The sequence below is a fragment of the Halobacillus ihumii genome (genome assembly GCF_902726645.1).
GTDB lineage: Bacteria > Bacillota > Bacilli > Bacillales > Halobacillaceae > Halobacillus_A > Halobacillus_A ihumii.
Genome location: NZ_CACVAO010000001.1, coordinates 1,509,384 through 1,535,569 on the forward strand (window position 1 = coordinate 1,509,384; position 26,186 = coordinate 1,535,569).

A 26,186-nucleotide genomic window follows, 5' to 3' on the forward strand; every position below is an offset into this window, starting at 1 on the left:
CCTCAGGATTGTTCCTTAACGCCAAGTATCGTTCCTGTTCTCCTCAGGATTGTTCCTTAACGCCAATCGGGCTAAATATTCGATGCTTTTGACAGCAGCTTTTCTCGAAATCGAACTGCGTTAGACTAATTCTGCAAAAATCATCCGATCTTTTTGATTGATATCCTGCTTGATTCCAACACGATAATCTGGGAGCCTGCTTTCGATGATCGTTTTAACCGCTTCGCCTTGTTCGTGGCCAATTTCAAAAGCAATCAACCTTGGGGATAACTTAAAACGGACGATCTGATCCACGATCGTTTGATAAGCGGCTAACCCATCATCATCAGCAAAAAGCGCCAATTCAGGGTCAAAATTTTTCACCGTATCCTGAAGTTTCTCTGCACGTGAAATATAGGGCGGATTCGATATTAGAACATCAATAGGCTGCTGTTTGATCGGCTCTAGAAAATCTCCCTGAAAAAAAGCAACATCAGCCTCAAGCGCTTCCGCATTCTTTCTGGCTGTCTCAAGTGCATCTGCTGAAAGGTCTGTCGCTACTAGTTGACTTGCAGGCTCCTCAAGCTTCATCGTAACCGCAATAATCCCGCTGCCCGTCCCGAGGTCTGCCACGAGAGGAGACTTCAGTTGAGTCTTCGATTGCATCCTTTCCAGCGTACCTAACACAAGTTCCTCTGTTTCCGGCCTCGGTATGAGGACAGACTCGTTAACTATGAACTCTCTTCCATAAAACGGGGCTTTACCAATCAGGTGCTGTACGGGGACGCCCGTTTCCGCATGGTCCTTGATCGCTCGGATAAAGGAGGGTTTCACAGCTTCAGGAAAAGGATCTCGTTCATAAGCCAGCAGTTGGGAGAAACTCAGATTCAGCATATCTTCAAGCAGCAAGTCAGCGACTCTCACTTCCCGACCATTTTCCTGTAAAAAAAGAGAAGCCCAGCGTCGGACTTCTCCAATGGTCGTAAACGATACCTTACTCACCGATAGACTCCAGCTTCTTCGTCTGCTCTTCAATTAACAAGGCTTCGATGATTTCTTCCATATTACCTTGCAGCACTTGATCAAGTTTCTGCAGCGTTAAGCCGATACGGTGGTCCGTCACACGTGTTTGCGGGAAGTTATACGTACGAATTCGCTCTGAACGGTCACCCGTTCCAACTGCTGATTTACGGCTCTCATCGTACTCAGCCTGTTGCTCACGCTGAACTTTATCATAAATACGAGCCCGTAGCACTTTCATCGCTTTTTCCTTGTTTTTAATCTGCGACTTTTCATCCTGACAGGAAACGACAATCCCTGTCGGTTCGTGCGTCAAACGGACAGCAGACATCGTCGTATTTACACTTTGCCCGCCTGGTCCACTAGAAGCAAACGTGTCGACCCGAATATCCTTATCGTGCACTTCTACCTCAACTTCTTCAGCTTCAGGCATAACCACAACAGTCGCAGTGGACGTATGAATCCGTCCGCCCGATTCCGTCTCCGGGACACGCTGCACACGATGGGCGCCATTTTCAAACTTCATTTTTGAAAAGGCACGATCCCCATTAATCATGAAAATGATCTCTTTATAGCCGCCCACATCATTGGCATTCGCCTCAATAACTTCTGTTTTCCAGCCCTGAGATTCCGCATATCTTGCATACATGCGGTAAAGATCAGCCGCAAATAGAGCGGCTTCATCTCCCCCAGCTGCTCCGCGTACTTCCATAATGACGTTTTTATCATCGTTCGGATCTTTCGGAAGCATAAGGACTTTCAAACGCTCTTCCAGTTCCTGTTTTCGATCTGAAAGCTCGCTGATTTCCTCTTTGACCATCTCTTCCATGTCATCATCAAGGCTGTCCTCAAGCATAACCTTCGCATCGTCAAGCTGTCCGGTCACTTCCTTGTATTCACGATAGGCGGTCACCGTTCCCGCAAGCCCGGACTGTTCTTTAGAGTATTCACGCAGTTTATCCGTATCCGAAATCACTTCCGGATCACTAAGTAATTCATTTAATTTTTCATAACGATCTTCAAGTGTTTGCAAACGTTCGATCAATGGTATGCACCTCTTTCTCCATAACAGTCTAATTATATTATAGAGAAGGTGGGGTTACAACCACGTCCCCTGAAAAACAACCCCTCCGCAAGAGCTGGGATTACATAATGGAAGGATTATTGGATGGTATTTTAGCTAATTGCCTATTTACTGAACTTATTTGTACATAAAAGCCATTAATTGCACGAATGACGTTCAATTGCATATTTCCATCATCATCAAGCTTATCTTATTTTCACATTAATATTATAGCGAGGCACAGCCTTATACACAGCTTCTTTAATCTGCTTAGTCCAGTCCATCTTCTCATCACTGCTTAGTTTTCGATCGACATCAACGGTCACCCATGCCTGCCCAGCTTCGATAATCACCCGCTTAACAGTGACTCCGGGAACTTGATTAGCGGCTTCTTTCATTAACTCGCGATCTTGCTTTAATCCCCACGTATTGCCTACATTGTCCATAGATCGGGGATTTTCGATTTCTGCTTCAGATGTATGCTCATCCTTCACGCTTAAATTCTCAATATCATCACGTGTGGTACTGCCTTGAAAATTTTCATATCCCTGCCCGCAAGCCGTCATGAATAATGTCATAAGAATTCCTGCCATTATGATCCTTTTCATCTTTCACACCTCTTCTCTTTTTCCATAGTGTGTACGGATGAGAAAAGGATTATGCGCCATGCAATTGACACTTCCTTTCATCATGCAGAACTTCCTATAACATAAAAAAACCACCGACCATTAAGTCAGCGGTTATTAACAATTTATGCGTGTTTTTCGGCGTGAGCCTTCACTTGCGCTTGCCTGGGTTTATTTGGGACCTCATGATGGTGGCGGCATCTGGGCTCGTACGATTCAGAAGCTCCAACTAAAATAATGGGGTCATCATAGGAAGCAGGTTCGCCATCGATCAAGCGCTGCGTTCGACTAGCCGGAGAACCGCACACAGGGCAAATTGCATTCAACTTCGTAACACTTTCACTCAATGCCATCAATTCAGGGACCTTGCCAAACGGTTCACCACGGAAATCCGTATCCAGCCCTGCAACGATAACACGAATGCCGCGATCAGCCAGGCATTCTACAACTTCCACAATGTTATCATCAAAAAACTGCACTTCATCGATACCTACAATATCGACCTCATTACTGACTTCTTTGAGGATTTCCAACGATTCTGCAACTGGTCTTGCAAGTACAGAAGTTCCATTGTGAGAAACGATGGAATCCTCTTTATATCGATTATCAATGACGGGTTTAAATACACGAACAGACAAGTTGCCATATGTAGCTCGGCGTACGCGGCGAATCAATTCTTCTGATTTCCCGCTGAACATACTTCCACAGATCACTTCAACCCATCCGCTCTGTTTCATTACATACACGTCCACTGTCGCTCCCTTCAAACATCTTCCATCCATCTATTTTTGACAAAAAAAGCTCCCTTCATGAGACGGCTGAACTCACATAGGGATGGCTCTTCTATCCTGCTCTCCTTCGGTTTCCTTTTAACAAAAAAACAGGCAAAAGGTAAGACAATTTGCCTGTTTTTGTTCAAAATTATGCTGGGATCATCATAAATGACCGCACATTATTATGAAAGGTTATATTTTTTCTTGAAGCGATCCACACGGCCGCCAGCTTTGTCAGCTTTTTGTTTGCCTGTGTAGAACGGATGAGACGCAGAACTAATTTCAACACGGATAAGCGGGTAAGTGTTCCCATCTTCCCATTCGATTGTTTCGTCAGATCCTTGTGTAGATCCAGCGATAAATTTGAAATCAGAACTTGTATCAAGGAATACAACTTTACGGTATTCTGGATGAATTCCTGCTTTCATGTTCTTCCACTCCTTTTTGCCCTGAATCCTCTGGAAACAGAGTTATTGTAAGAGCCGTCGAAGGTTAGTCGATACACCTTTTACTGAAACTCACATAGAAAGATTATATCAGTCTGTGCTGTCCAATGCAACAGCGCGAAGTATCCTTTTTTCTGGAAAAGTAATCAACTGCGACGGGATGAGGTTGTTTTCCCTTTCATATCCTTATCCATCAGATCGAAAAATTCCTCATTTGTTTTCGATGACCGCAGCCTTCGTAGAAAACGGTCGATGAAATCGTGAGAATCCGACATCGTTTTTCGAATCGCCCACACTTTATCTAGTTCAGATTTCGGCAGCAGCAGTTCTTCTTTACGAGTTCCAGAACGAGCAATGTCAATCGCAGGGAAGATACGTCGTTCAGCCAGACTGCGGTCTAGGTGAAGCTCCATGTTTCCGGTTCCTTTAAATTCTTCATAAATAACATCGTCCATACGGGAGCCTGTATCCACTAATGCTGTGGCTAAGATGGTAAAACTACCGCCTTCTTCGATATTTCTCGCCGCACCGAAGAAACGCTTCGGACGGTGGAAAGCTGCCGGGTCAATCCCTCCAGATAGAGTTCGTCCGCTTGGCGGGATTACTAGGTTATAAGCACGCGCAAGACGTGTAATGCTGTCCATTAAAATAATCACGTCACGCTTATGTTCAACGAGTCGCATTGCCCGCTCCAGGACGAGTTCAGCCACTTTGATATGGTTCTCCGGTACCTCGTCAAAGGTTGAACTCACCACATCAACATCCGGAGCCACGTAACGCTCGATGTCGGTTACTTCTTCCGGACGTTCATCGACAAGCAAAATAATTAATTTTGACTCAGGATGATTGGTAGAAATGCTGTTCGCCATTTGCTTCAACAGCATCGTCTTACCCGCTTTAGGCGGGGCAACAATCAGCCCGCGCTGACCATATCCGACCGGTGCCATCAAGTCCATAATCCGCGTGGAAAGTTTTTTACTTTCTGTTTCAAGCTTCATGTGACGATCCGGATAGAGCGGCGTTAAAGCAGGAAAATGGACACGTTCTTTCGCCGTCTCTGGGTCCTCTCCGTTTACTGCATCTACGTGAAGCAATCCGTAATACCGCTCATTTTCCTTAGGCGGCCTGACTTTCCCTGAAACTTTGTCACCATTACGCAAATCAAATCTGCGAATTTGTGATGCGGAGATGTAAATGTCCTCAGCACTCGGAGAATAGTTGATTGGACGAAGGAAACCAAACCCTTCAGAAGGGATTATTTCTAAGATGCCATCCATAAATAGAAAGCCATCTTTCTCAGCTTGTGCTTTCAAAATTGCGAAAATCAACTCTCGCTTCGTCAGCTTGGCATAATAGGATACCTTGTACTGCTTCGCTAAAGAATAGAGTTTCTTTAACGTCATGCCTTCTAGGTTGGATATTGATAGTTCTGCCACAAAATCACCACTTTAATTATTTTTAGCTTAAGCATCCTCGTTGACCGTCGTTTCCTGAACGAGAAAATTAAACGGAGATCGTGCTTGAGCTTTTTTTATAGATTGTGTGTATACCAGAGTAAGCTCTCTACTAATCTATGCTGATCTTAGTATGAGCGTTGATTGCCCTTTTCGGAAATAAAAAGAAGAAACAAGAGGGATGTGAAGCTTACAGAGGTTTACAATTAAATTATTTCTTTGATTCTTTATTGTTAGAAACCTACCTTATTGTACATCTAGTAATCACATTGGTTCAAGAGGTTTTTTTGGCAAGTCGTTCAGAGGGCAAAAAGTAGGGTAGGGAAACTGAATATCTTCAGCTTCCCCATTTATCCTGCTATTTAATCACTAAGTTCGGTTTCTTCTTCAAACTATGGTCTCCATCGATAAAACGAACCGTTCCGGATTTAGCTCGCATGACAACCGTTTGGGTGGTTGCCTTCTGTCCCTTAAATTGGACACCTTGAAGAAGTTCTCCGTCAGTTACTCCTGTGGCTGCGAAGATGGCATCGTCCCCGCCGCAGAAGTCTTCCATGTATAATACTTTGTTGATATCTTCTATTCCCATGTCCTTACATCTGTTGCGTTCTTCCTCATTGGAAGGAATGAGTTTTCCCTGGATTTCTCCGCCAAGACATTTAAGCGCAACAGCAGCGAGTACCCCTTCAGGTGCTCCGCCGGAACCGAATAAAATATCGACACCTGTATCGTCAAAAGCCGTATTAATCGCAGCAGCCACGTCTCCATCAGAAATCAGCTTAATACGAGCACCTGCTGCTCGAATTTCCTCAATAATACCTTCATGTCGTTTCCGATTCAAGACGATCGCTACTACATCTTCCACATCTTTATTTTTCGCTTCAGCCACGGCAGCAAGGTTTTCAGCTACCGATGAGTTTATATCAACTTTTCCGACAGCTTCTGGTCCAACAGCAATCTTTTCCATGTACATATCCGGGGCATGTAATAGCTGGTTGTGGTCAGCAATCGCAATGACAGCCAGCGCATTCCACGTTCCCTGCGCGACAATGTTTGTTCCTTCAAGTGGATCTACAGCTACATCCACTCTTGGACCGAAGCCATTTCCTAGCTTCTCCCCAATATAAAGCATCGGCGCTTCGTCCATTTCGCCTTCCCCGATTACAACGGTTCCTTTCATCGGGATGGTGTCAAAAACGTCACGCATGGCAGAGGTGGCCGCATCATCAGCCTCGTCTTTCTTGCCTCTTCCCATCCAGCGAGCTGATGATAAAGCTGCTGCCTCGGTTACTCTGACTAATTCCATTGATAAACTTCTTTCCATGGTTCATTCTCCCCATTCTCTATTTAGAATTTTTCCTCATCTCCCCATGGCCCCACAAGACGCGGGGGGCTTTCAACATTAGCAAATGCTCCATAAGACGCGTGGTATCCGCTTTTCTACTGTCTAGCTGCAGCGCCCAGACACTCGAGACATAAGCAGTTCGCCTCCGCGAGGGAAGACCACCTCGCTGCGCCGCTCTGCTTGGGCCCGCAGGACGCGGGTCAGTTCGACGTTGGCACAGGACGTGCCGAACTTAGTCGAACTTCCTCTATCTCGGGCGCTTCCGCTTTTCTTATGAATTCTGAAACTGCTCGACTTCTTCTTCTGACATCTCTTCATACCAGATATTGGCGCCAAGCTCTACCAGCTTGTTCGTAATGTTTTCATAACCACGTTCTATGTGATCTACGCCAGTGATTTCAGTTACACCGCCGGCCATTAACCCTGCGATAACTAAAGCAGCTCCTGCCCGCAAATCAGAGGCTTTCACTTTGGCTCCTTCAAGTTTTGACGGACCAGCTACAATCGCAGCTCCTCCCTCAACTTTGATCGAAGCATTCATGCGGCGCAGTTCATCGACATGCTTGAACCTGGCTTGATAGATCGTATCGGTAACGACACCAGTTCCCTCCGCTTTCGTAAGCAAAGTAGTAAAGGGCTGCTGTAAATCAGTCGGAAATCCGGGGTAAACGAGTGTCTTAATGTCGACACTCTTCATTTTTTCACCAGGTCTGATATAAAGCTGTTCGTCGTTTTCCTCAATCGTTACACCCATTTCACGAAGCTTGGCCAGCAGTGATTCAAGGTGCTGCGGGATGACGTTATCAATAATCATCTCTTCTCCTTGAGCTGCAGCCATGATCGTATAAGTGCCCGCTTCAATCCGATCCGGAATAATCGTATGCAGGCAGCCGTTTAATTCATCGACTCCTTCAATCCGAATCACATCCGTCCCGGCACCTTTAATTTTCGCACCCATGCTCGTTAACAAGGTGGCTACATCAATGATCTCTGGCTCCTTGGCCGCATTTTCAATGGTTGTCTTCCCTTTGGCCTTCACGGCTGCCAGCATAATATTGATGGTGGCGCCTACGCTGACCACATCTAAATAAATTCTAGCTCCGCGCAATTCTTTGGCACGCAAATAAATCGCACCTTGTTCGTTAGACACCTCAGCCCCAAGAGCTTCAAATCCTTTAATATGCTGGTCAATTGGACGCGGTCCAAGGTGACATCCGCCCGGCAGTCCAATCACCGCTTTATTGAAACGGCCTAGCATCGCTCCCATAAAATAATAAGAGGCTCGCAGCTTTTTCACGCGGCCGTTTGGAAGCGGCATTGAGATCATTTTAGAAGGGTCGATTTCGATCGTCTGCCCATCTCGATGAACGGTCCCTCCTATTTCCTCAAGCAAATCAGACAACGTTCCTACATCTGAAATGTTTGGAAGTCCTTCAATTGTTACTTTGGAATTCGCTAAAATCGCAGCAGGTAATAGAGCTACGGCGCTGTTCTTCGCACCACTTACACGTACTTGTCCGCGTAAGCGGGTGCCGCCTTCTACTAGTAGTTTTCTCATGGGAAACTCCTCACTTTAAAGGTAAAGATTATATCTTTATCATGTGCAATTTTTGCCAAATGACTCGTATTATTTTTGATTATTCCAGTCATTAAGGAATTTTTCAATACCTTGGTCAGTCAGAGGATGCTTGACAAGTTGATCAAAGAGTTTAAATGGAACTGTTGCGATGTGCGCTCCATTCAGGGCTGCGTCCGTTATATGAACAGGATGACGCACGGAAGCTGCGATAATTTCCGTATCAATCGCATGACGATCGAAAATTTCAGCAATTTGAGCTACGAGCTCCATTCCGTTTTGACCAATGTCATCAAGACGTCCTAGAAATGGTGAAACGTAAGAGGCACCAGCTCGTGCAGCAAGTAAAGCCTGGTTAGCTGAGAAAATGAGTGTAACGTTCGTCTTGATATTCAGGTCACTTAAAGCTTTGACAGCCTTCAGCCCTTCTAAAGTCATAGGAACCTTCACCGTAATGTTAGGGGCAATCGCGGCCAGCTCCTTGGCTTCCTTAAGCATTCCTTCTGAATCGAGCGAAATAACTTCTGCACTGACTGACCCATCCACTTCTTCGGTAATTTCTTTCAGGCGTTCGTGAAAAGAAACCCCTTCTTTTGCGACTAAACTTGGGTTAGTGGTGACCCCTGCAACTACTCCTAACGCATTCGCTTCTTTAATCTCATTAATATTAGCCGTATCGATAAAAAACTTCATAGTAATAAGTTCCTCCTTGTCGAAAATTGTAGAATGGTGGCGTTTTCATACATGTTGAAAAGGAAACCGTTACGGTGTAACGGCTTCCTTGAACACTATCTTTATGCTTTTTGAGAAGAACCAAATTCGCGCATTTTGCCAATAACGGTGTCTTTGATGGCGTCACGGCCAGGTCCCAAGTATTTACGAGGATCGTATTGTTCCGGCTGTTCAGCAAGAACTTTACGTACCGCTTTACCTTGAGAAATTTGGTTTTCTGTATTTACGTTAATTTTTGCTGTACCGAAAGAGATTGCCTTTTTAACATCATCAGTTGGGATGCCTGTTCCACCATGAAGTACAAGTGGTTTGTCAACAAGGCCCATAATTTCTTCCATGCGGTCGAAGCCAAGGTTCGGTTCACCTTTGTAAGGTCCATGAACGGATCCAAGAGCAGGTGCAAATACATCCACATCCGTCTCATCAACAAGTTGTTTACACTCCGCAGGAATCGCGTAAGCTGCTTCAGCATCTTCTACGATAAGGTCGTCCTCTTGACCGCCTACACGGCCAAGTTCTGCCTCAACAGATACACCGTGGATATGAGCAAGCTCAACCACTTTTTTCGTAAGAGCGATGTTTTCTTCCAGCGGATCATGAGACGCGTCGATCATAACAGAAGTGAATCCAGCGTGAATCGCTTCTGCACACTTTTCAAAACTTGAACCGTGATCTAAGTGAATTGCAACAGGTACAGTTGTCCCATAAGATTCCATAAGTGATTTAACCATAGCCACCACTACGTTAAATCCGCCCATGTAACGTCCAGCACCCTCAGATACTCCAAGGATAACAGGGGATTGCTCTTCTTCAGCAGCCTGAAGAATCGCTTGAGCATATTCCAGATTATTAAGGTTGAACTGTCCTACTCCGTAACGTTCTTCCTTAGCTTTTTCTAGCATTTCTTTCATAGAAACTAACGGCATGAAAGATCCTCCTTTAATGAAAATACGTCTAGTATTTACTCCCATATCTTCAATTTATCTTTTTGAAAAATATGTCGTATAAGTAAGCCACATTAATAAGAATACCAATACCCTTTCTAAGGTGCAACACTCCAAGGATGAGATAGCGCTTTCAACTAAAAAAAGATTTTGGGAAGTAATTATTCGTATTCCATCTAAAGAAGAAATTAACAATTTAATGGTTTAGAAGAGGTATATTTTATAAGATTAAAGAATTCAACCGTTCTATTATGTCGATGAGGCGAAGGTGGGAGGGGAAATAACTCGCTTTCCGTGGGCGTACGGTGAGCTTCCTCAGGCTGCGCCTTCCGGGACCTCACCTTGTACGATCCTCCCACAGGAGTCTCGCCATTTCCCTCCCACCTTTCTAAAAAGAAGAAGGGAACGGATCTCTACCATTGCAGGCACAATCCAAGACCATTCATGGACGAGTATATTCGTTGAAGCTACTATTCCCTAGTATAACCACGAATTTTTATTAAGATGGTTCCGTTGCTCAACGAAATAGGGGAGGGGACTGCGAGACCCCAGAGGTCTTAGACCGAAGAGACTTGCCGGTTTTCTAAGAAGTTCGGCTAAAACCGCGATAGCAGAAGTTCGACTATGAACGGCCATCAGGGAAATTCGACTAAAACCGGCACGTCCTGTGGGGCTCGTGGAAAGCGAGTGGTCTCCCCATCTCCCCATCCCCCCTTCTCTTATTAAAATACGGAACCTTACTCAAATCAACAAACGGAGCGGCCCTCGTTTAGTATTCGCTTACAAGACAGTCCGCAATCATTTGACGAATTTGATGAATATCAAATGGTTTAGAAATAACATGCTTAACAAAGGAATAGTTTGTATCCCCTTCAATAGAGCTTTCTGAAAGGCCTGTCATGATAAAAACCGGCTTATCAACTTGTTGATGCTCTAGATATTTAAGCACTTCTCCTCCACTCATTACAGGCAAATTGTAATCCATTAGAATCAAGTCTGGGTGATGCTCCATTACCTGTTCACAAGCCTGTTTTCCTGTCTTGGCACTAATGGTTTCATATCCTTCACTTTTAAGAAATTCCTCTAGCAGCATTCGGATTCCAGGTTGATCGTCAATAATGAGGATCTTACTTGTCATAGGTATTCACAGCCCTTCTTTTACTGAGCAAGCTTCCGAGACACGAACTTTAAACGGCTCTTCATTCAGAAAAAGGCGAAAAAGCCGTTTAAAGTTCATGTCTGCGGAATGCCCCGCTATACTATTACTCCCTCTTACCCCATACTAATTCTTTCTCTAATCTTAATAATTCTATATTCGACATATAAACTCCTGCAATTATTGGTAATTTATAAATCGTATGTAAAAGGGCAAGCTTCACTAGCTTGCCCCTCTAGGGTTTATAATTTTTCGTTAATCACTGCACCGATAAAACCGTGGAAGAGCTGCTGCGGACGAGTAGGGCGCGATTTAAATTCTGGATGAAATTGACTAGCGACAAACCAAGGGTGGTCTTCCACTTCGATAATTTCCACTAGACGGCCATCTGGACTCGTACCAGAGAATATGAAACCACGCTCTTCCATCTGTTCCCGGTAATGGTTATTAAACTCAAACCGGTGGCGGTGACGCTCATAAATTACTTCTTCTCCATAAGCTTCCATAGCTTTAGTATTTTCCTTAAGGCGGGAAGGATAAATTCCAAGGCGGAGCGTACCGCCAAGGTCCGTTAATTCCTTCTGCTCTGGCAAAAGATCAATAATTGGATGCGGTGTAGCTGGATCAATTTCAGCTGAATGTGCACCTGTCAGCCCCAGCTCATGGCGAGCAAATTCCACCGTAGCCAGCTGCATGCCTAAGCAAATACCAAGGAACGGGACACGTTCTTTACGGGCATAGTGGATCGCAGTGATTTTCCCTTCAATAGCACGGTCTCCAAACCCGCCAGGCACTAGAATTCCATCTACATCTCCCAGTACCTCATGGACGTTTTGATCCGTAACTTGTTCAGAATTGACCCATTTTACCTCAACATCTGTATCATAGCTATAGCCGGCATGTTTCAAGGCTTCCACTACAGAAATGTACGCATCAGGGAGTTCAACATATTTTCCAACTAGACCAATAGTAGCCTTTCCTGTTAAATTCTTCACTTTATCGATGAGCTTGTTCCACTCTGTCATGTCCGGCTCTTCTGTTTCCCAGCCAAAATGCTTACAAGTCAGTTCGTCCAGATTTTGCGCCTGCAATTCAATCGGGACGTTATAAAGCGTATCTGCGTCGCCTGCTTCGATGACGGCTTGTTTATCGATATCACAGAACAAAGCAATTTTCTCTTTCATTTCTTCTGAGATTTTCATTTCAGTACGCAGCACTACAACATCAGGCTGGATACCGAGTGAGCGAAGTTCCTTCACACTGTGCTGTGTCGGCTTTGTCTTCATTTCTCCCGCTGCCTTCAAATAAGGGACGAGTGTGCAGTGCAAATACATCACATGTTCGCGGCCAATGTCACTCTTAATTTGACGAATTGCCTCCAAGAAAGGAAGGGATTCAATATCACCGACTGTACCGCCAATTTCCGTGATCACAACATCGGCATTTGTCTCGTGTCCTGCACGAAAAACACGTTCTTTAATTTCATTTGTAATATGAGGGATTACTTGTACCGTTCCGCCAAGATAATCTCCTCGACGTTCTTTCTTGATAACGTTTGAGTACACTTTCCCTGTCGTTGTATTACTGAATTTATTGAGATTTATATCAATAAAACGCTCATAATGACCAAGGTCAAGATCTGTTTCCGCTCCGTCATCGGTCACAAATACTTCACCGTGCTGGTAAGGGCTCATCGTCCCCGGGTCAACGTTAATGTATGGATCAAATTTTTGAATCGTTACCTTTAATCCTCTGTTTTTTAATAAACGGCCAAGCGAAGCTGCTGTAATCCCTTTTCCAAGAGAAGACACTACACCGCCTGTGACAAAAATATATTTCGTAGCCACAATCATCCCTCTTTCTTTTATAAACTGATCATCTTAGTAGTATTTACAGGGGGAGAAAAAAATAAAAAAACGCTCCCCTATCCAGGGGAGCGTTTGAACGTTCAAACTAAATTTAAAGAGCCCAAGTAAAATATTACTGATTTGTACTTTGAAAGTCAACCTTAGGATTCATCTTCCTTATCTTCATCACCAACAAAGCTGACATCCTCATCCACGATCTCTTTTTCTTCTTCATCTAAATCGTCTTCTTCGTAGTCACCTTCGTAATCATCGTCATCATCAAGGTCCAGGTCTTCATCCGTCAGTTCGATGTCATCCTCGAGATCGTCATCGTTGTCATCGTATCCTTCCGCTCCTAATTCATCTTCAAGCAGCTTGGAAGGTTTCTTTTTCTTCTTCTTCTTTTTACGCTTTTGCGGAAGGCTGGCAATTTCCTCTTCTAACTGTTCTACAGGGTACCAGCTTTTCAGCCCCCATCTGTTCGTTCCAATAGTCATGAATTGACCGTCGACATTTAAGTCAGTATAAAACTGAGCTATATATTCTTCTTTCTGAGCTTCAGTGAATCCTTTCAACGAAGAAATGCGATCAAAAATATCATTAAAATCCATTGCTTCTCTCTTCTCTTTCAAAATCAATGTTGCAAAGTCAATCATTGAAATTTCTTCAATCTGGTCTTTACTAAGTTCTTTTACACTCATAATCCAGCACTCCTTTACTCATCAAATAATCTATACATTACATCATAGACATACGGATAACATTTAATCATACCAACCATTATATGTTCAGCCACAACAAAAATCAAATCACACCTGCACCCAACTGGATTATCCTTCCACCTCAGGTCATCCAGATTCTGGATGACCTGAGGTGGAAGGATATGTATATCACCAAGAGGCAGTTTGCTTGCGCTTCAATCTCTTGGAGTTCCTTCATATTTATCGTAAAATAGAGAAAGATAGGATACAAAGGAGAAATGACGGTATGGAAAAGCACCCTTTTGACTGGGTATTATTTTCAATCATTGCTGTAGTCCTTGGCATATGGGTTTTTACGAACTACGGTATGATTCACGAAAAACACCTGGCTGAAGCAACTTTGACAGAGAAAACTCATGAGGACAATGGTTATTTCATAACAGTAGATGACCAGAAACTAAAAGTTAAGAACCCCAGTACATGGATGATCTTAAAACCCGGCGAAAACTATGAAGTTTCATATGAATGGTATGGAATCTCACATCCATACATAGTAGAAATCAATCAAGCTCATGATGACGACGGTGTCGGAGGCAGTCATTAATGCCCCACATGCCCCACAGGACGCGGGGTAGTTCGACGCCGTTCTTAACCGATCTTCCTCTATCTTAACTTCGAGAGGGTTTGCGCCTTATTTATGCGCTTAATCTATTATGCATAAAATCAGATGTCGAATGCCCTCATAATCTGCTCCGCTTCAAAACTTATCAAGCAAAAGCGAGAAAAGTACAGTAAGTTCAACCAATAAGAGTCCAGCCGCAATAAAACGGCTGGACTCTTAATTTATCCGGCCCGCACCCGCCTACCATAAAGCAGTGCAGGACCGCATTTACATATTACGACGGTACTGGCCGCCTACTTCATAGAGAGCATTTGTAATCTGCCCAAGGCTCGCAACTTTTACCGTTTCCATCAATTCAGCAAAAACGTTGCCTCCGCCGCTTGCCGTTGCTTTCAAACGATTCAATGCCTCTGAAGCCACATCTTCATGAGACTTCTGGAAGTTGCGCAATTCTGTGATCTGGTGCTCTTTTTCTTCCTTATCAGCACGCGCAATATCCATAGAATTAATATCATCTTCTGTCAGCGGATTCGGATTCAAGTACGTATTCACCCCGATAATCGGCAGCTCCCCGGAATGCTTCTTCCCTTCATAGTGCAGAGATTCTTCCTGAATTTTACCACGCTGGTACTGACGCTCCATGGCACCGAGCACACCGCCGCGCTCATTCATTCGTTCAAACTCCTGCAGAACCGCTTCCTCAACAAGGTCAGTCAGTTCACGAATGATATAAGCACCCTGTAAGGAGTTTTCATTTTTCGTTAAGCCAAACTCTTTGCTGATGATCATCTGAATCGCCATCGCACGTCTTACCGATTCCTCTGTCGGCGTAGTAATGGCCTCATCATAGGAATTCGTGTGCAGTGAATTACAATTATCCTGGATGGCAATTAAGGCCTGCAATGTTGTACGAATATCATTAAAGTCAATTTCCTGTGCATGCAGCGAACGGCCGGATGTTTGAATATGATACTTCAACTTCTGACTGCGTTCGTTGGCACCGTATTTATTTTTCATAACAATCGCCCAGATTCTTCGGGCTACACGGCCAAGGACGGTATATTCCGGATCCAGACCATTTGAGAAAAAGAAGGACAAGTTTGGCGCGAATTTATTAATATCCATGCCGCGGCTTAAATAGTATTCCACATACGTGAACCCATTTGCCAGCGTAAACGCAAGCTGGGTGATCGGATTCGCACCAGCTTCGGCAATGTGGTAGCCGGAAATCGACACAGAGTAATAGTTGCGTACCTCATGATCGATAAAGTACTGCTGAATATCGCCCATCATTCTTAAAGCAAACTCTGTCGAGAAGATACAAGTATTCTGACCTTGGTCTTCTTTTAGAATGTCCGCCTGCACTGTACCACGCACCACATGAATCGTTTCCTCTTTGATTTGCTTTGCTTCTTCCTGATTTGGCTCGCGTCCATTTTCTTCGGTAAACTTATTCAACTGCTGATCAATCGCTGTGTTGAAAAACATCGCCAGAATGATCGGAGCCGGACCATTGATCGTCATCGATACAGAGGTTGTCGGGTCAACAAGGTCAAAGCCGTCATACAGCTTTTTCATATCCTCGAGTGTACAAATGTTCACACCACTTTCGCCGACTTTTCCGTAAATATCCGGACGTTCATCAGGATCTTCTCCGTATAAGGTTACCGAGTCAAACGCTGTACTTAACCGTTTCGCATCATCGCCTTCTGACAAGTAGTGGAAACGGCGGTTCGTACGTTCTGGAGTCCCTTCACCTGCAAACTGACGCTTCGGATCCTCCCCTTTTCGTTTAAACGGAAAAACGCCGGCCGTAAACGGGAAGGCGCCTGGAACGTTTTCACGCAACAGCCACGTTAAACGGTCACCCCAGTCATTGTAGGCAGGCAGGGCCACTTTAGGCACCTTCGTTCCTGATAGACTTTCCGTTGTCAGGTCCATGGTAATTTCTTTATCACGCACTTTAAAGGTGTAGGTTTCGCCACTATAACGCTCGTGGAGATCATCCCAATCTGCAAGTTTTTCACTCGACTCACGGTCCAGTTTGCGTTCATAATCTTCCACTAACCGCTCGATACTGGCTTTATGTTCACCATCTTCCAGCAAGTCAATTGTGCCTTTAAGCTGGTAAAGCTTGCGTGCCTGATCGGCTTGCTGCTCTGTATGTTTATGATAATCGCGCACCGCCAGTGCAATATCACGTAGATACTGCTTCTGCTCATTTGGAATTATTACGTTTTGCTTTTCTACTTTATCGACACGTTCAAAGGACGTATCATCCTGCCACTCATATGTTTCGTTCAACTTATCGATGATTGCAGCAAAAAGTGTGTTCGTTCCTGGATCATTAAACTGGCTGGCAATCGTGCCGTACACAGGGAATTTTGTTACGTCCTGATGGAACAGCATATGACTGCGTTCGTACTGTTTACGCACCTGGCTGAGTGCATCCTCTGATCCCTTTTGTTCAAATTTGTTAATGACAATAAAATCGGCAAAGTCGATCATATCAATTTTCTCAAGCTGTGAAGGCGCACCAAATTCAGCTGTCATCACATACATGGACAGGTCAGTAATGTCAGTGATCGCGGCATCACCTTGCCCGATTCCGCTCGTTTCAACAATGACAAAATCAACACCAGCCGCTTTCACAACCTGTATTGCTTCTTCAATCGATTGGGATAACTCAGAGCGCGCATCACGAGTAGCGAGTGAGCGCATATAAACGCGTGGGTTAAAAATCGCATTCATACGAATTCGGTCCCCAAGCAGGGCGCCGCCTGTTTTCTTTTTCGTCGGGTCAACAGACAGAATTGCAATTTTCTTATCCGGAACTTCGTTAATGAAACGACGGATCAATTCATCCGTCAGAGAACTCTTTCCCGCTCCGCCTGTTCCGGTAATTCCGAGCACAGGAATGGTCTTCTCGGTCGTCTCTTCAACAGCGGTTTCAAACGCTGCCACAGCTTCCCGTTCTTGCTTTGGTGTATTTTCGACATAGGTAATAAAGCGTGCCATTGCCTGATGACTTCCGTTTCTCAAATCGTTCACTGCTTCTTTGACGTCAAGCGGCGGCAGAAAATCACATTCTTCGATCATCGTGTTGATCATGCCTTGCAATCCAAGTTCCCGACCATCCTCTGGTGAGAACACACGAGCAACGCCGTAATCATGAAGTTCCTTGATTTCCCGCGGAAGAATGACACCTCCTCCGCCGCCGTACACACGAATATGGCCGGCTCCTTTTTCTCTTAAAAGATCGACCATATATTTGAAGTATTCGACGTGGCCGCCCTGGTATGACGAAATGGCGATCCCCTGGGCATCTTCCTGAATCGCCGCGTTGACGACTTCCTCTACGGAGCGGTTATGTCCAAGGTGTATGACCTCAGCCCCTGTTGCTTGTAAAATTCTGCGCATAATATTAATCGATGCATCGTGTCCGTCAAACAAACTCGATGACGTTACAAAGCGCACCGGATTTTTCGCTTGATAAACGTGCGGTTGTTCCATTATGCTTCTCCTCCTTAGGATAAATTCTTTTCCTGGACGTTCAGCCCTTGAAGCAGTAAATGTATTTGTCTGTCTGTATAGGATTCCAGTGTAAAGGTCCGCTGCAGCATCCAGCGTCTGAATCCCCACATCTGCCCTTGCACAAAGATATTATTAGCCACAAGTGCTGTATCCCCTTCCGGCAATGGAACAGGAAGACTGTTCATGATCACTTTCTCAAGCATCGCTACCATGTCACGTTCTTTACGCAGGACATAATCCTGAGCATCTTTTGATAACGATTTAACCTCCTGATACATTACTACAACTTCATCCTGCATATCGTCCATCAGGGAAAAATAAGAACGAATAGCACAGACGAGATTGTCGACACTCGTTTCGTTTTGATCAATGGAGCTTTCCATCCGCTCTTTCACTCGTTCATAAATCGAGTCACAAACGAGAAACAGAACATCTTCCTTTTTGCGAATGTACTCATACAAGGTCCCAATGCTGAATCCTGAAGCTTTAGCAATTTCGCGGGTCGTCGTTTTGTGAAAACCTTTTTCAGTAAAAAGCGTTACCGCCCCTTTGACCATTTGCTTACGCCGTTTTTCAACGAGAGCTTCGTCCTTTATTGAAGAGGGTACTTGTTTCTTTGTCATATTCAGCCACCCTTCCATTGTTGATACCAGGAGCGTGCGAGCTTATATGGATCAGCTTCAGGATCACTGACTGCGTGCAATTTCTCCTGATCCCCCTCCACATGCTCCTTCACTTCACGCCAAATCTCTTCACGGATCAACTCATAGACTTCAAGTTGAAGCTGCTGTTGGCGCCTTTTTTCCCCTTGAGCGGTTTCATATAAATACGAGCGGTGGCGGGATACACCGTCCCAAAGCTCTTCCATCCCTTTGTTTTCCGTGGAAACCGTTCGGACGATGAGCGGCCGCCAACCCTTAGGATCCGCGATCATCATATATTCTTCTAAACTAGCTTTCAGCTTAACGACCCCGGGCAGATCGGCTTTATTGATAATAAACAGGTCCGCGATTTCCATAATTCCTGCTTTGAAAATTTGCAGCACATCCCCGCTGTTCGGGGTGAGTACAAGTCCTGTAGTATCCACGACCTTCATAATATCAAGCTCCGACTGACCGACCCCGACCGTTTCCACTAAAATGACATCGAACCCATAGGCATCACATACACGGATTGCATCTTTCGTCGCCCGCGCCAGACCCCCTAAACTTCCGCGCGTTGCCATGCTGCGTATGAAAATGCCCGGATCGAGAAAATGTTGATTCATGCGTGTTCGATCCCCAAGCAAAGACCCGCCGCTAAACGGACTCGTCGGGTCAACAGCAATAACCGCGACGGTAAGCTCTTGTTTTCTCAAATGCGTGAGCAGCCGATTGATGAGTGAGCTTTTCCCTGCCCCTGGAGAACCAGTGATCCCGATGTAATGGGCACTTTTTTTTATGGAAAAAATGTCACTCATTAAAGCTAGTTTGTCAGGATGATCACTTTCCACCATCGAAATCGCCCGCGCCAGAGCTCGCATATCTTTTTGTTTAATCCGTTCAGCTAATGGGTGCATGACAAGTGGCCTTCCTTTCTCTTACTGTGTCACCATACGTCCGATCACGAGACGCTGAATTTCATTGGTACCTTCATAGATTTGGGTAATCTTCGCATCACGCATGTAGCGTTCCACCGGATAATCCTTCGTATAGCCATAACCTCCGTGAACTTGTACGGCCTCTACCGTAATGCGCATTGCTGCATCACCAGCATACAATTTCGCCATGGCGGACGCCTTCGCATAAGGCTCACCTTCAGATCCAAATAAGCAGCTTGATAAGTTAATAGACGCGCTGCTTCGATTTCTGTCGCCATATCCGCCAGCTTGAAGGAAATTCCTTGCAGCTTAGCGATCGGCTTGCCAAACTGTTCACGCTCTTTCGCATAGTTGACAGATTCATCAAGCGCGCCTTGCGCAATGCCGAGCGCCTGGGCTGCAATGCCGTTACGTCCGCCATCAAGCGTCATCATCGCAATCTTAAAGCCTTCTCCTTCTTGCCCGAGTAAATTCTCTTTAGGAATTCGGCAATTTTCGAAAATCAGCTCTGTTGTCGGAGAAGAACGAATTCCGAGCTTTTTCTCTTTCTTCCCAAACGTGAACCCATCAGTACCTTTCTCCACAATAAAAGCACTGACCCCTTTACTGCCCGCGTCTGGATCTGTTTTAGCAAACACGATATAAATATCACCGACTCCGCCATTTGTGATCCACACTTTATTACCATTTAGCACGTAATGGTCGCCATCAACCTTAGCTTGCGTGCGCATTGAGGAGACGTCGCTTCCTGCACCCGGTTCTGATAACGCGTAAGCACCCAATTTCTCCCCTGAAGCAAGCTGAGCCAAATACGTTTTCTTCTGTTCTTCGTTTCCGAATTTATAAATTGGCCAGCTGCATAGGGAAATATGGGCGGATAACGTTACCCCCGTTGACGCACATACACGGGACAGTTCCTCAACAGCAATCACATAGCTGATAAAGTCCGAGCCAATCCCGCCATATTCTTCTGGCCATGGGATGCCGGTTAATCCAAGTTCTGCCATTTTGTCAAAAATCTCGCGGTCAAAGCGTTCTTCTTCGTCACGTTCAGCCGCTGTCGGCTCGACTTCATTCTTGGCAAAATCACGCACCATTTTCCTAAGCATTTCTTGTTCTTCTGTCAGCTTGAAATTCATTGTTGTTCCTCCTGTTCAATCCTTTAATAAATGATTGCCGATTACAATTCGCTGGATCTCGCTCGTTCCTTCATAGATTTCACAAACCTTCGCATCCCGGAAAAAGCGCTCCACCGCATAATCTTCTGTATAACCATAGCCTCCGTGTACCTGAACAGCTTCTATTGCTGTGTTAACAGCCGCTTTTGAGGCAAATAGTTTGGCCATCGATGCTTGTTTGCCGCATTTCTCACCAGCAGCTTCCAGCGTGGCGGCCTGATAGACTAATAGTTTGGCAGCTTCTACATCTGTCGCCATATCCGCAAGTTTAAACGAGATCCCCTGATGCTTCGCAATCGACTTCCCGAATTGTTCTCTTTCCTTCGCATAGGCCACGGCATGCTCAAGCGCAGCTTCAGCAATTCCAAGCGACTGGGCTGCAATTCCGATTCGGCCGACATTCAAGTTGGCAAGTGCAATCTTAAATCCTGCCCCTTCTTCACCCAGCAACTGAGAGGCAGGAACTTTACATTGATCAAAGTTGAGCGAAACCGTACTCGATCCATGCAGCCCCATCTTCTTCTCCGCTTTCCCGATAGAAAATCCCGGGGTGTCACGTTCAACAATAAACGCACTAACACCATTGCCTCGCTGCTCATCACGGTTGGTACGAGCGAATACGATAAAGGTATCTGCCTCGCCGCCATTGGTTATGAACACTTTTGACCCGTTTAACAGGTAATGATCTCCTTGTTTTTCAGCACGCGTCTTTAAACTGCCGGCATCAGAACCGGCACTTGGTTCGGTTAAAGCGAATGCCCCTAAATATTCTCCTGAAGCTAATTTAGGAATATACTTTTGCTTCTGTTCTTCTGTTCCAAAGTAAAGGATCGGATTGGTGCCAACAGAGGTATGAACCGATAAGATCACGCCAAGTGTTGCACTTACTTTCGCAATTTCATGAATCGCAATAATGTAGGACGTATAGTCCATTTCAGCTCCGCCGTACTGTTCGGGGATGGGGATGCCCATTAAACCGAGCTCTCCCATCCTCTGAATCAATTCAATGGGAAAACGGTCTTCCTCTTCCATCCGTTCAACAGCTGGAGCCACTTCCTTTTCAGCAAAATCACGAACCATTTTCCGCATCATTTGCTGTTCATCTGTAAACTGCAGGTTCATACTCGTTCTCTCCCTCGCCTGTTATTCGTAGCTGTAAAATCCTCGACCTGACTTCTTACCGAGCCAGCCAGCTTTCACATATTGTCGAAGCAATGGACATGGACGGTATTTGCTATCGCCAAATCCATCGTGAAGAACCTCCATAATATACAGGCAAGTATCAAGCCCAATGAAGTCAGCTAATGTAAGTGGTCCCATTGGATGGTTCATGCCGAGCTTCATTACTTTGTCGATATCTTGAACAGAAGCCACTCCTTCATGTAAAGCGAAAATAGCCTCATTGATCATCGGCATTAATATCCGATTGGCGGCAAATCCCGGAAAATCACTAACTTCAACAGGCGTTTTATCAAGCTTCTCTGTCATTTCTTCAATCGTTTGATAGGTTTCATCACTTGTTTGTATCGCACGGATAATCTCGACAAGCTTCATAACTGGCACCGGATTCATGAAATGCATTCCGATCACCTGAGATGGACGGCTGGTCGCTGCTGCGATTTCAGTAATCGGTAAAGATGATGTATTCGTTGCCAAAATGGCATGAGCAGGAGTGATGGTATCAAGACTTTGAAACACCTTGGTCTTCACGTCCATGTTTTCAACGACAGCTTCAATCACGAGGTCACAATCAGATGCATCGTTTAGATCAGTCGAACCTGTAAGCCGTTCATTGGCATTCGCTTGCTGATCGGCCGTTAGCTTTCCCTTATCCACGGCACGCTGCAGACGTTTTTCGATCCCTGCAATTCCTTTCTGCAGTGCTTCTTCGTTCATATCGTTTAATTTAACGTTCAGGCCAGACTGTGCGAACACTTGAGCAATACCTGCCCCCATTTGTCCGGCACCGATGACCATTACTTGATTAATTGACATGTAGACTCCCCCTTACTGTTTCGGTACTTCAATTAATACGGCATCTCCTTGGCCGCCTCCAGAGCAGATCGCTGCAATGCCGAGACCGCCGCCGCGGCGCTTCAATTCATGTGCTAATGTAAGTATGATACGGGCCCCGCTTGCTCCAATTGGGTGTCCTAGTGCCACAGCCCCACCGTTAACATTTACTTTTTCCGGATCCAGCCCGGCGATTTTTCCGCTTGCCAGAGAGACTGTTGAGAATGCTTCATTGACTTCGAACAAGTCAATCTCTTCAAGCGATTTACCCGCTTTTTTCAGCAATTTATTAATGACGAGCCCTGGTGTTTCCGGGAAATCATGAGCCTCAACAGCCACCTCATCATGGGCTAGAATAGTGGCAAGTGTTTCTGCTCCAACCTGCTGTGCCTTTTCATCAGACATAAGCACCATCGCGCACGCTCCATCATTAACACCCGGTGCGTTCCCTGCTGTAATCGTTCCATCTTTGTCAAAAGCAGGACGCAGCCTTGCTAACTTTTCAGCCGTTGTTCCTTTTCTCGGCGCTTCATCCGTATCGACAACAACCGGATCACCCTTACGCTGCGGTACCTCAACAGCAACGATTTCTTCAGCCAGCTTGCCATCTTCAGTTGCTTCAAGGGCACGCGAATGACTGCGAGCAGCCCACTCATCCTGCGCCTCCCGTGTTAACTCAAATTTATTGGCCGTGCGATTTCCGTAACTGCCCATATGAACGTTTTCAAAGGAACAAGTCAGACCGTCATGCACCATCATGTCTTTAACAGCCGCGTCTCCCATACGCAAGCCCCAGCGTGCTTTTGGCATAAAGTATGGTGCATTGCTCATGCTCTCCATTCCGCCGGCTACAATGACGTCTTCTTCCCCTAAGCGAATGAACTGATCAGCCATCGTCACACTGCGCATTCCTGAGGCACACACTTTATTGACTGTTTCCGTTTTAACATCCCAGGGAATGCCGGCTTCGCGGGAAGCCTGGCGTGAAGGCAGCTGCCCCTGTCCGCCCTGCAGTACTGTCCCCATAATGACTTCCTTTACATCTTCCGGTAAAACGTCAGCTTTTTTTAAAGCAGCCTTGATAGCAATTCCGCCTAGTTGTGCGGCAGTTAGTGGAGCTAATCCTCCTCCAAACTTTCCAAACGGTGTACGTGCACCTGCTACAATTAAGGTCTTTGTCATTATTAATTTCCTCCTTTAGCTTGTTAACGCTTTCAACGGTGATTGAACGCTCGCTCAATCTCTTTTCATAAGGAAAGTGTACATGATTATTTGTACACTTTCCTCGATTACATGCGATTTACCGCGTAGAAATAGAACATTCGGTTACGCTGACTTCTCTACCTTCTCTGGAAAAATAGATTTCGCTAAAATTTCTGCAATATCCATTGTGCTGACTTGCTCCTCGACTTCCTTCGCTTTCGTCCCATCAGAAAGCATCGTCAAGCAGAATGGACAGCCACTTGATATCATCGTCGGCTCTACAGCCAATGCCTGTTCTGTCCGAGCTACGTTCATGCGGTTTCCGGATTTCTCTTCCATCCACATCATCCCGCCGCCAGCTCCACAGCACATCCCGTTTGAGCGGTTTCGGTTCATCTCCACCACTTTCACGCCTGGAATCATTTCAAGAACTTCGCGCGGCGGCTGGTACACTTCGTTGTAACGGCCAAGATAGCAGCTATCGTGATACGTAATCGTTTCATTGACCTCTGCTTCAGGTTTCAACTTGCCTTCTTTCAGCCACTCTGAAAGCATTTCTGTATGGTGGTACACCTCAGCTTCAAAGCCGAAATCTGGATATTCGTTTTTAAAAATATTGTAAGCATGCGGATCAATGGTAATAATCTTCTTCACATCATGCTTTTCAAACTCTTTAATATTCTTCTCAGCCAGTTCCTGGAATAAAAATTCATTCCCCATGCGGCGTGCTGTATCGCCTGAGTTCTGCTCTTTATTGCCGAGAATAGCGAACTTGATGCCTGCTTGATTCATCAGCTTTGCAAAAGCCATGGCGATCTTCTGGCTGCGGTTGTCATATGAGCCCATAGAACTTACCCAGAACAAATAGTCAAACTCTTCGCCTGACTTCTTCAGTTCTTTAACGGTTGGGATCGTTACTTCCTCATCCGCTTCACGCCAGTTGGCACGTTCTTTCTTAGAAAGTCCCCAAGGATTCCCCTGGCGTTCAATGTTCATCATTGCACGCTGGCCATCCTGATCCATTTTTCCTTCGGTTAAAACAAGATAGCGGCGCAGATCGATGATTTTATCAACATGTTCATTCATCACCGGACAAGCGTCTTCACAGTTACGGCATGTTGTACAAGCCCACAGTTCTTCTTCGGTAATCACATCACCGATTAAACTCTTGCTTGATGCCGCTTCTGTAGTTGCAGCCGCTTCATCTCCGCCTTGTGAGCCGGCCATTTTGGCCAATGTATTGCCTTCAGTTGAGGCAAAAGCGTAAGAAGGTACCCATGGAGCCTTGCCTGTAACGGCTGCCCCTGTTTCTGTTAAGTGGTCACGAATTTTCACAAGTAAATCCATTGGCGAAAGCATTTTTCCAGACCCCGCCGCTGGACAAACATTAGTACAACGTCCGCATTCGACACACGCATAGAAGTCGATCATTTGCAGCTGGTTGAAATCTTCTACTTTTCCAACCCCAAAGGAAACATCTTCTTCATCCGTGTCCTCATCGATTTCAAAATCAATCTTTGAAAGCTTTGCAGGAGGACCCTCACGGCTTAAGAATACATTGACCGGTGCAGCGAGTAAGTGTGCGTGCTTCGATTGAGGCACATAAACAAGGAATGTAAGGAGAACTAATAAGTGAATCCACCACATGACGAAAAACACGCTGGCGGCGGCTGCTGGCGGCATCCATGCGAAAGCGTTTGCAACAATGGTCGCAACAGGTTCCGTCCATGCGCCTTCATGCCCGTGCCAAATTAACGCCATACCATTTCCGATAAGTACTGAAACCATTAGAAGTCCGATAAATAAAAGAACAAGTCCTGCTTTGAAACCGCGTTTCAAACGAACAAGCTTCTCAATATAACGACGGTAAAACGCCCATATCACCGCAACAAGAATCGTTAAGGTCACCAGTTCCTGAAAAAAGGTAAAGCCTGGATAAAGCGGACCCAGCGGTAAGTGGGAATCTGGAGCCAGTCCCTTCCAAATGAAATCGATCGCCCCAAATTGGACGAGGATAAAGCCATAAAACATCATGACATGAATGGCTCCCGATTTCTTATCCTTTAACAGCTTCTTCTGTCCAAACACGTAAATCCATATTTTTTGAAGGCGTCGTTTAATCTGCCCATCAAATTCGACTTTCTTCCCCATCTGGATATAGGCAATCCGTGTACGAACCACACGAACAAATAGATATAATCCGTATATCGTAACCCCCAGGAATAAAATCCAATTTGCGAGTAACAAAGGATTCATCTGTTCTCCCCCTCTAAGTTAGTCTGCAAGATTCCGAACCGCCTCCCCATTATCAATTCGGAACCCTGTCAATTTTCTGAATCTTATATACTAACTATAATTATGAATGAGCATTCAGTCAACACATTTTACACGATTT

At 45.3% G+C, this 26,186-nt stretch carries 21 protein-coding genes and 1 pseudogene; 1 reads left to right on the forward strand and 21 read right to left on the reverse strand.

All coding sequences use genetic code 11. The features are described from left to right. Positions 1–120: 120 nt before the first annotated feature. The 13 genes from prmC to rpoE all read right to left on the reverse strand — a co-directional run bounded on the left by prmC (position 121) and on the right by rpoE (position 13,662). Positions 121–981, reverse strand: a complete 861-nt coding sequence (gene prmC / locus G6R08_RS07670; protein ID WP_163527441.1) for a peptide chain release factor N(5)-glutamine methyltransferase — start codon at positions 979–981, stop codon at positions 121–123. After that, positions 974–2,044 (reverse strand): peptide chain release factor 1, encoded by a 1,071-nt coding sequence (prfA, locus tag G6R08_RS07675; RefSeq protein WP_163527442.1) that lies wholly within the window; start codon positions 2,042–2,044, stop codon positions 974–976. The genes prmC and prfA overlap by 8 nt, the downstream gene beginning before the upstream one ends. Positions 2,045–2,268: 224 nt before the next feature. Continuing rightward, positions 2,269–2,670, reverse strand: coding sequence for a hypothetical protein (locus tag G6R08_RS07680; protein ID WP_163527443.1), 402 nt, complete (start codon positions 2,668–2,670; stop codon positions 2,269–2,271). 143 nt (positions 2,671–2,813) lie between these two features. Continuing rightward, positions 2,814–3,434 carry a thymidine kinase gene (locus tag G6R08_RS07685; protein WP_163531194.1) on the reverse strand — a complete coding sequence of 207 codons (621 nt, stop codon included), beginning with the start codon at positions 3,432–3,434 and terminating at the stop codon, positions 2,814–2,816. Positions 3,435–3,643: 209 nt separating this feature from the next. After that, the gene (locus G6R08_RS07690) at positions 3,644–3,889 is read right to left on the reverse strand and encodes a type B 50S ribosomal protein L31 (RefSeq protein WP_079528299.1); all 246 of its coding nucleotides are present in this window, start codon (positions 3,887–3,889) and stop codon (positions 3,644–3,646) included. 164 nt (positions 3,890–4,053) lie between these two features. Beyond that, positions 4,054–5,343, reverse strand: coding sequence for a transcription termination factor Rho (gene rho / locus G6R08_RS07695; protein ID WP_163527444.1), 1,290 nt, complete (start codon positions 5,341–5,343; stop codon positions 4,054–4,056). A 376-nt stretch (positions 5,344–5,719) separates the two neighbouring features. Further along, positions 5,720–6,685, reverse strand: a complete 966-nt coding sequence (gene glpX, locus G6R08_RS07700) for a class II fructose-bisphosphatase (protein WP_163527445.1) — start codon at positions 6,683–6,685, stop codon at positions 5,720–5,722. 292 nt (positions 6,686–6,977) lie between these two features. Further along, a complete protein-coding gene (locus G6R08_RS07705; RefSeq protein ID WP_163527446.1) occupies positions 6,978–8,264 on the reverse strand; it encodes a UDP-N-acetylglucosamine 1-carboxyvinyltransferase in 1,287 nt (428 codons plus the stop codon). A gap of 69 nt (positions 8,265–8,333) precedes the next feature. Then, positions 8,334–8,975: a fructose-6-phosphate aldolase gene (gene fsa / locus G6R08_RS07710; protein WP_163527447.1), complete on the reverse strand. Its 642-nt coding sequence runs from the start codon at positions 8,973–8,975 to the stop codon at positions 8,334–8,336. A 101-nt stretch (positions 8,976–9,076) separates the two neighbouring features. Then, on the reverse strand, positions 9,077–9,940 hold the full coding sequence (gene fba / locus G6R08_RS07715) for a class II fructose-1,6-bisphosphate aldolase (protein WP_163527448.1): 864 nt from the start codon (positions 9,938–9,940) through the stop codon (positions 9,077–9,079). Positions 9,941–10,727: 787 nt separating this feature from the next. Beyond that, on the reverse strand, positions 10,728–11,096 hold the full coding sequence (locus G6R08_RS07720; protein WP_163527449.1) for a response regulator: 369 nt from the start codon (positions 11,094–11,096) through the stop codon (positions 10,728–10,730). Positions 11,097–11,356: 260 nt separating this feature from the next. After that, positions 11,357–12,967: a CTP synthase gene (locus G6R08_RS07725; RefSeq protein WP_163527450.1), complete on the reverse strand. Its 1,611-nt coding sequence runs from the start codon at positions 12,965–12,967 to the stop codon at positions 11,357–11,359. Between the two features lie 155 nt (positions 12,968–13,122). Beyond that, positions 13,123–13,662 carry a DNA-directed RNA polymerase subunit delta gene (gene rpoE / locus G6R08_RS07730; protein ID WP_163527451.1) on the reverse strand — a complete coding sequence of 180 codons (540 nt, stop codon included), beginning with the start codon at positions 13,660–13,662 and terminating at the stop codon, positions 13,123–13,125. A gap of 286 nt (positions 13,663–13,948) precedes the next feature. Between rpoE and G6R08_RS07735 the strand changes: the two genes are divergently transcribed. Next, on the forward strand, positions 13,949–14,266 hold the full coding sequence (locus G6R08_RS07735) for a hypothetical protein (RefSeq protein ID WP_163527452.1): 318 nt from the start codon (positions 13,949–13,951) through the stop codon (positions 14,264–14,266). Between the two features lie 285 nt (positions 14,267–14,551). Here G6R08_RS07735 and icmF read toward each other — a convergent pair whose 3' ends face one another. From icmF to G6R08_RS07775, 8 genes and pseudogenes are all read right to left on the reverse strand, one after another. Then, the gene (gene icmF, locus G6R08_RS07740) at positions 14,552–17,797 is read right to left on the reverse strand and encodes a fused isobutyryl-CoA mutase/GTPase IcmF (protein ID WP_163527453.1); all 3,246 of its coding nucleotides are present in this window, start codon (positions 17,795–17,797) and stop codon (positions 14,552–14,554) included. Between the two features lie 14 nt (positions 17,798–17,811). Then, positions 17,812–18,441 (reverse strand): TetR/AcrR family transcriptional regulator, encoded by a 630-nt coding sequence (locus G6R08_RS07745; protein WP_163527454.1) that lies wholly within the window; start codon positions 18,439–18,441, stop codon positions 17,812–17,814. Between the two features lie 2 nt (positions 18,442–18,443). After that, positions 18,444–19,376 (reverse strand): methylmalonyl Co-A mutase-associated GTPase MeaB, encoded by a 933-nt coding sequence (gene meaB / locus G6R08_RS07750; RefSeq protein WP_163527455.1) that lies wholly within the window; start codon positions 19,374–19,376, stop codon positions 18,444–18,446. A 21-nt stretch (positions 19,377–19,397) separates the two neighbouring features. Further along, a pseudogene (locus G6R08_RS07755) lies at positions 19,398–20,536 on the reverse strand (acyl-CoA dehydrogenase). Positions 20,537–20,551: 15 nt separating this feature from the next. After that, positions 20,552–21,697, reverse strand: coding sequence for an acyl-CoA dehydrogenase (locus tag G6R08_RS07760; RefSeq protein WP_163527456.1), 1,146 nt, complete (start codon positions 21,695–21,697; stop codon positions 20,552–20,554). Between the two features lie 21 nt (positions 21,698–21,718). Beyond that, on the reverse strand, positions 21,719–22,570 hold the full coding sequence (locus G6R08_RS07765) for a 3-hydroxybutyryl-CoA dehydrogenase (RefSeq protein ID WP_163527457.1): 852 nt from the start codon (positions 22,568–22,570) through the stop codon (positions 21,719–21,721). A 12-nt stretch (positions 22,571–22,582) separates the two neighbouring features. Continuing rightward, positions 22,583–23,770 carry an acetyl-CoA C-acetyltransferase gene (locus tag G6R08_RS07770; RefSeq protein WP_163527458.1) on the reverse strand — a complete coding sequence of 396 codons (1,188 nt, stop codon included), beginning with the start codon at positions 23,768–23,770 and terminating at the stop codon, positions 22,583–22,585. Positions 23,771–23,914: 144 nt separating this feature from the next. Further along, the gene (locus G6R08_RS07775) at positions 23,915–26,047 is read right to left on the reverse strand and encodes a heterodisulfide reductase-related iron-sulfur binding cluster (protein WP_163527459.1); all 2,133 of its coding nucleotides are present in this window, start codon (positions 26,045–26,047) and stop codon (positions 23,915–23,917) included. Positions 26,048–26,186 lie beyond the last annotated feature (139 nt).

Coding starts and splice junctions, on each gene's coding strand:
- G6R08_RS07680 (WP_163527443.1), bottom strand. CDS start 2,670: ATGAAAAGGATCATAATGGCAGGAATTCTTATGACATTATTCATGACG.
- G6R08_RS07690 (WP_079528299.1), bottom strand. CDS start 3,889: ATGAAAGCAGGAATTCATCCAGAATACCGTAAAGTTGTATTCCTTGAT.
- glpX (WP_163527445.1), bottom strand. CDS start 6,685: ATGGAAAGAAGTTTATCAATGGAATTAGTCAGAGTAACCGAGGCAGCA.
- G6R08_RS07705 (WP_163527446.1), bottom strand. CDS start 8,264: ATGAGAAAACTACTAGTAGAAGGCGGCACCCGCTTACGCGGACAAGTA.
- fsa (WP_163527447.1), bottom strand. CDS start 8,975: ATGAAGTTTTTTATCGATACGGCTAATATTAATGAGATTAAAGAAGCG.
- fba (WP_163527448.1), bottom strand. CDS start 9,940: ATGCCGTTAGTTTCTATGAAAGAAATGCTAGAAAAAGCTAAGGAAGAA.
- G6R08_RS07720 (WP_163527449.1), bottom strand. CDS start 11,096: ATGACAAGTAAGATCCTCATTATTGACGATCAACCTGGAATCCGAATG.
- G6R08_RS07725 (WP_163527450.1), bottom strand. CDS start 12,967: ATGATTGTGGCTACGAAATATATTTTTGTCACAGGCGGTGTAGTGTCT.
- rpoE (WP_163527451.1), bottom strand. CDS start 13,662: ATGAGTGTAAAAGAACTTAGTAAAGACCAGATTGAAGAAATTTCAATG.
- G6R08_RS07735 (WP_163527452.1), top strand. CDS start 13,949: ATGGAAAAGCACCCTTTTGACTGGGTATTATTTTCAATCATTGCTGTA.
- icmF (WP_163527453.1), bottom strand. CDS start 17,797: ATGGAACAACCGCACGTTTATCAAGCGAAAAATCCGGTGCGCTTTGTA.
- G6R08_RS07745 (WP_163527454.1), bottom strand. CDS start 18,441: ATGACAAAGAAACAAGTACCCTCTTCAATAAAGGACGAAGCTCTCGTT.
- meaB (WP_163527455.1), bottom strand. CDS start 19,376: ATGCACCCATTAGCTGAACGGATTAAACAAAAAGATATGCGAGCTCTG.
- G6R08_RS07760 (WP_163527456.1), bottom strand. CDS start 21,697: ATGAACCTGCAGTTTACAGATGAACAGCAAATGATGCGGAAAATGGTT.
- G6R08_RS07765 (WP_163527457.1), bottom strand. CDS start 22,570: ATGTCAATTAATCAAGTAATGGTCATCGGTGCCGGACAAATGGGGGCA.
- G6R08_RS07770 (WP_163527458.1), bottom strand. CDS start 23,770: ATGACAAAGACCTTAATTGTAGCAGGTGCACGTACACCGTTTGGAAAG.
- G6R08_RS07775 (WP_163527459.1), bottom strand. CDS start 26,047: ATGAATCCTTTGTTACTCGCAAATTGGATTTTATTCCTGGGGGTTACG.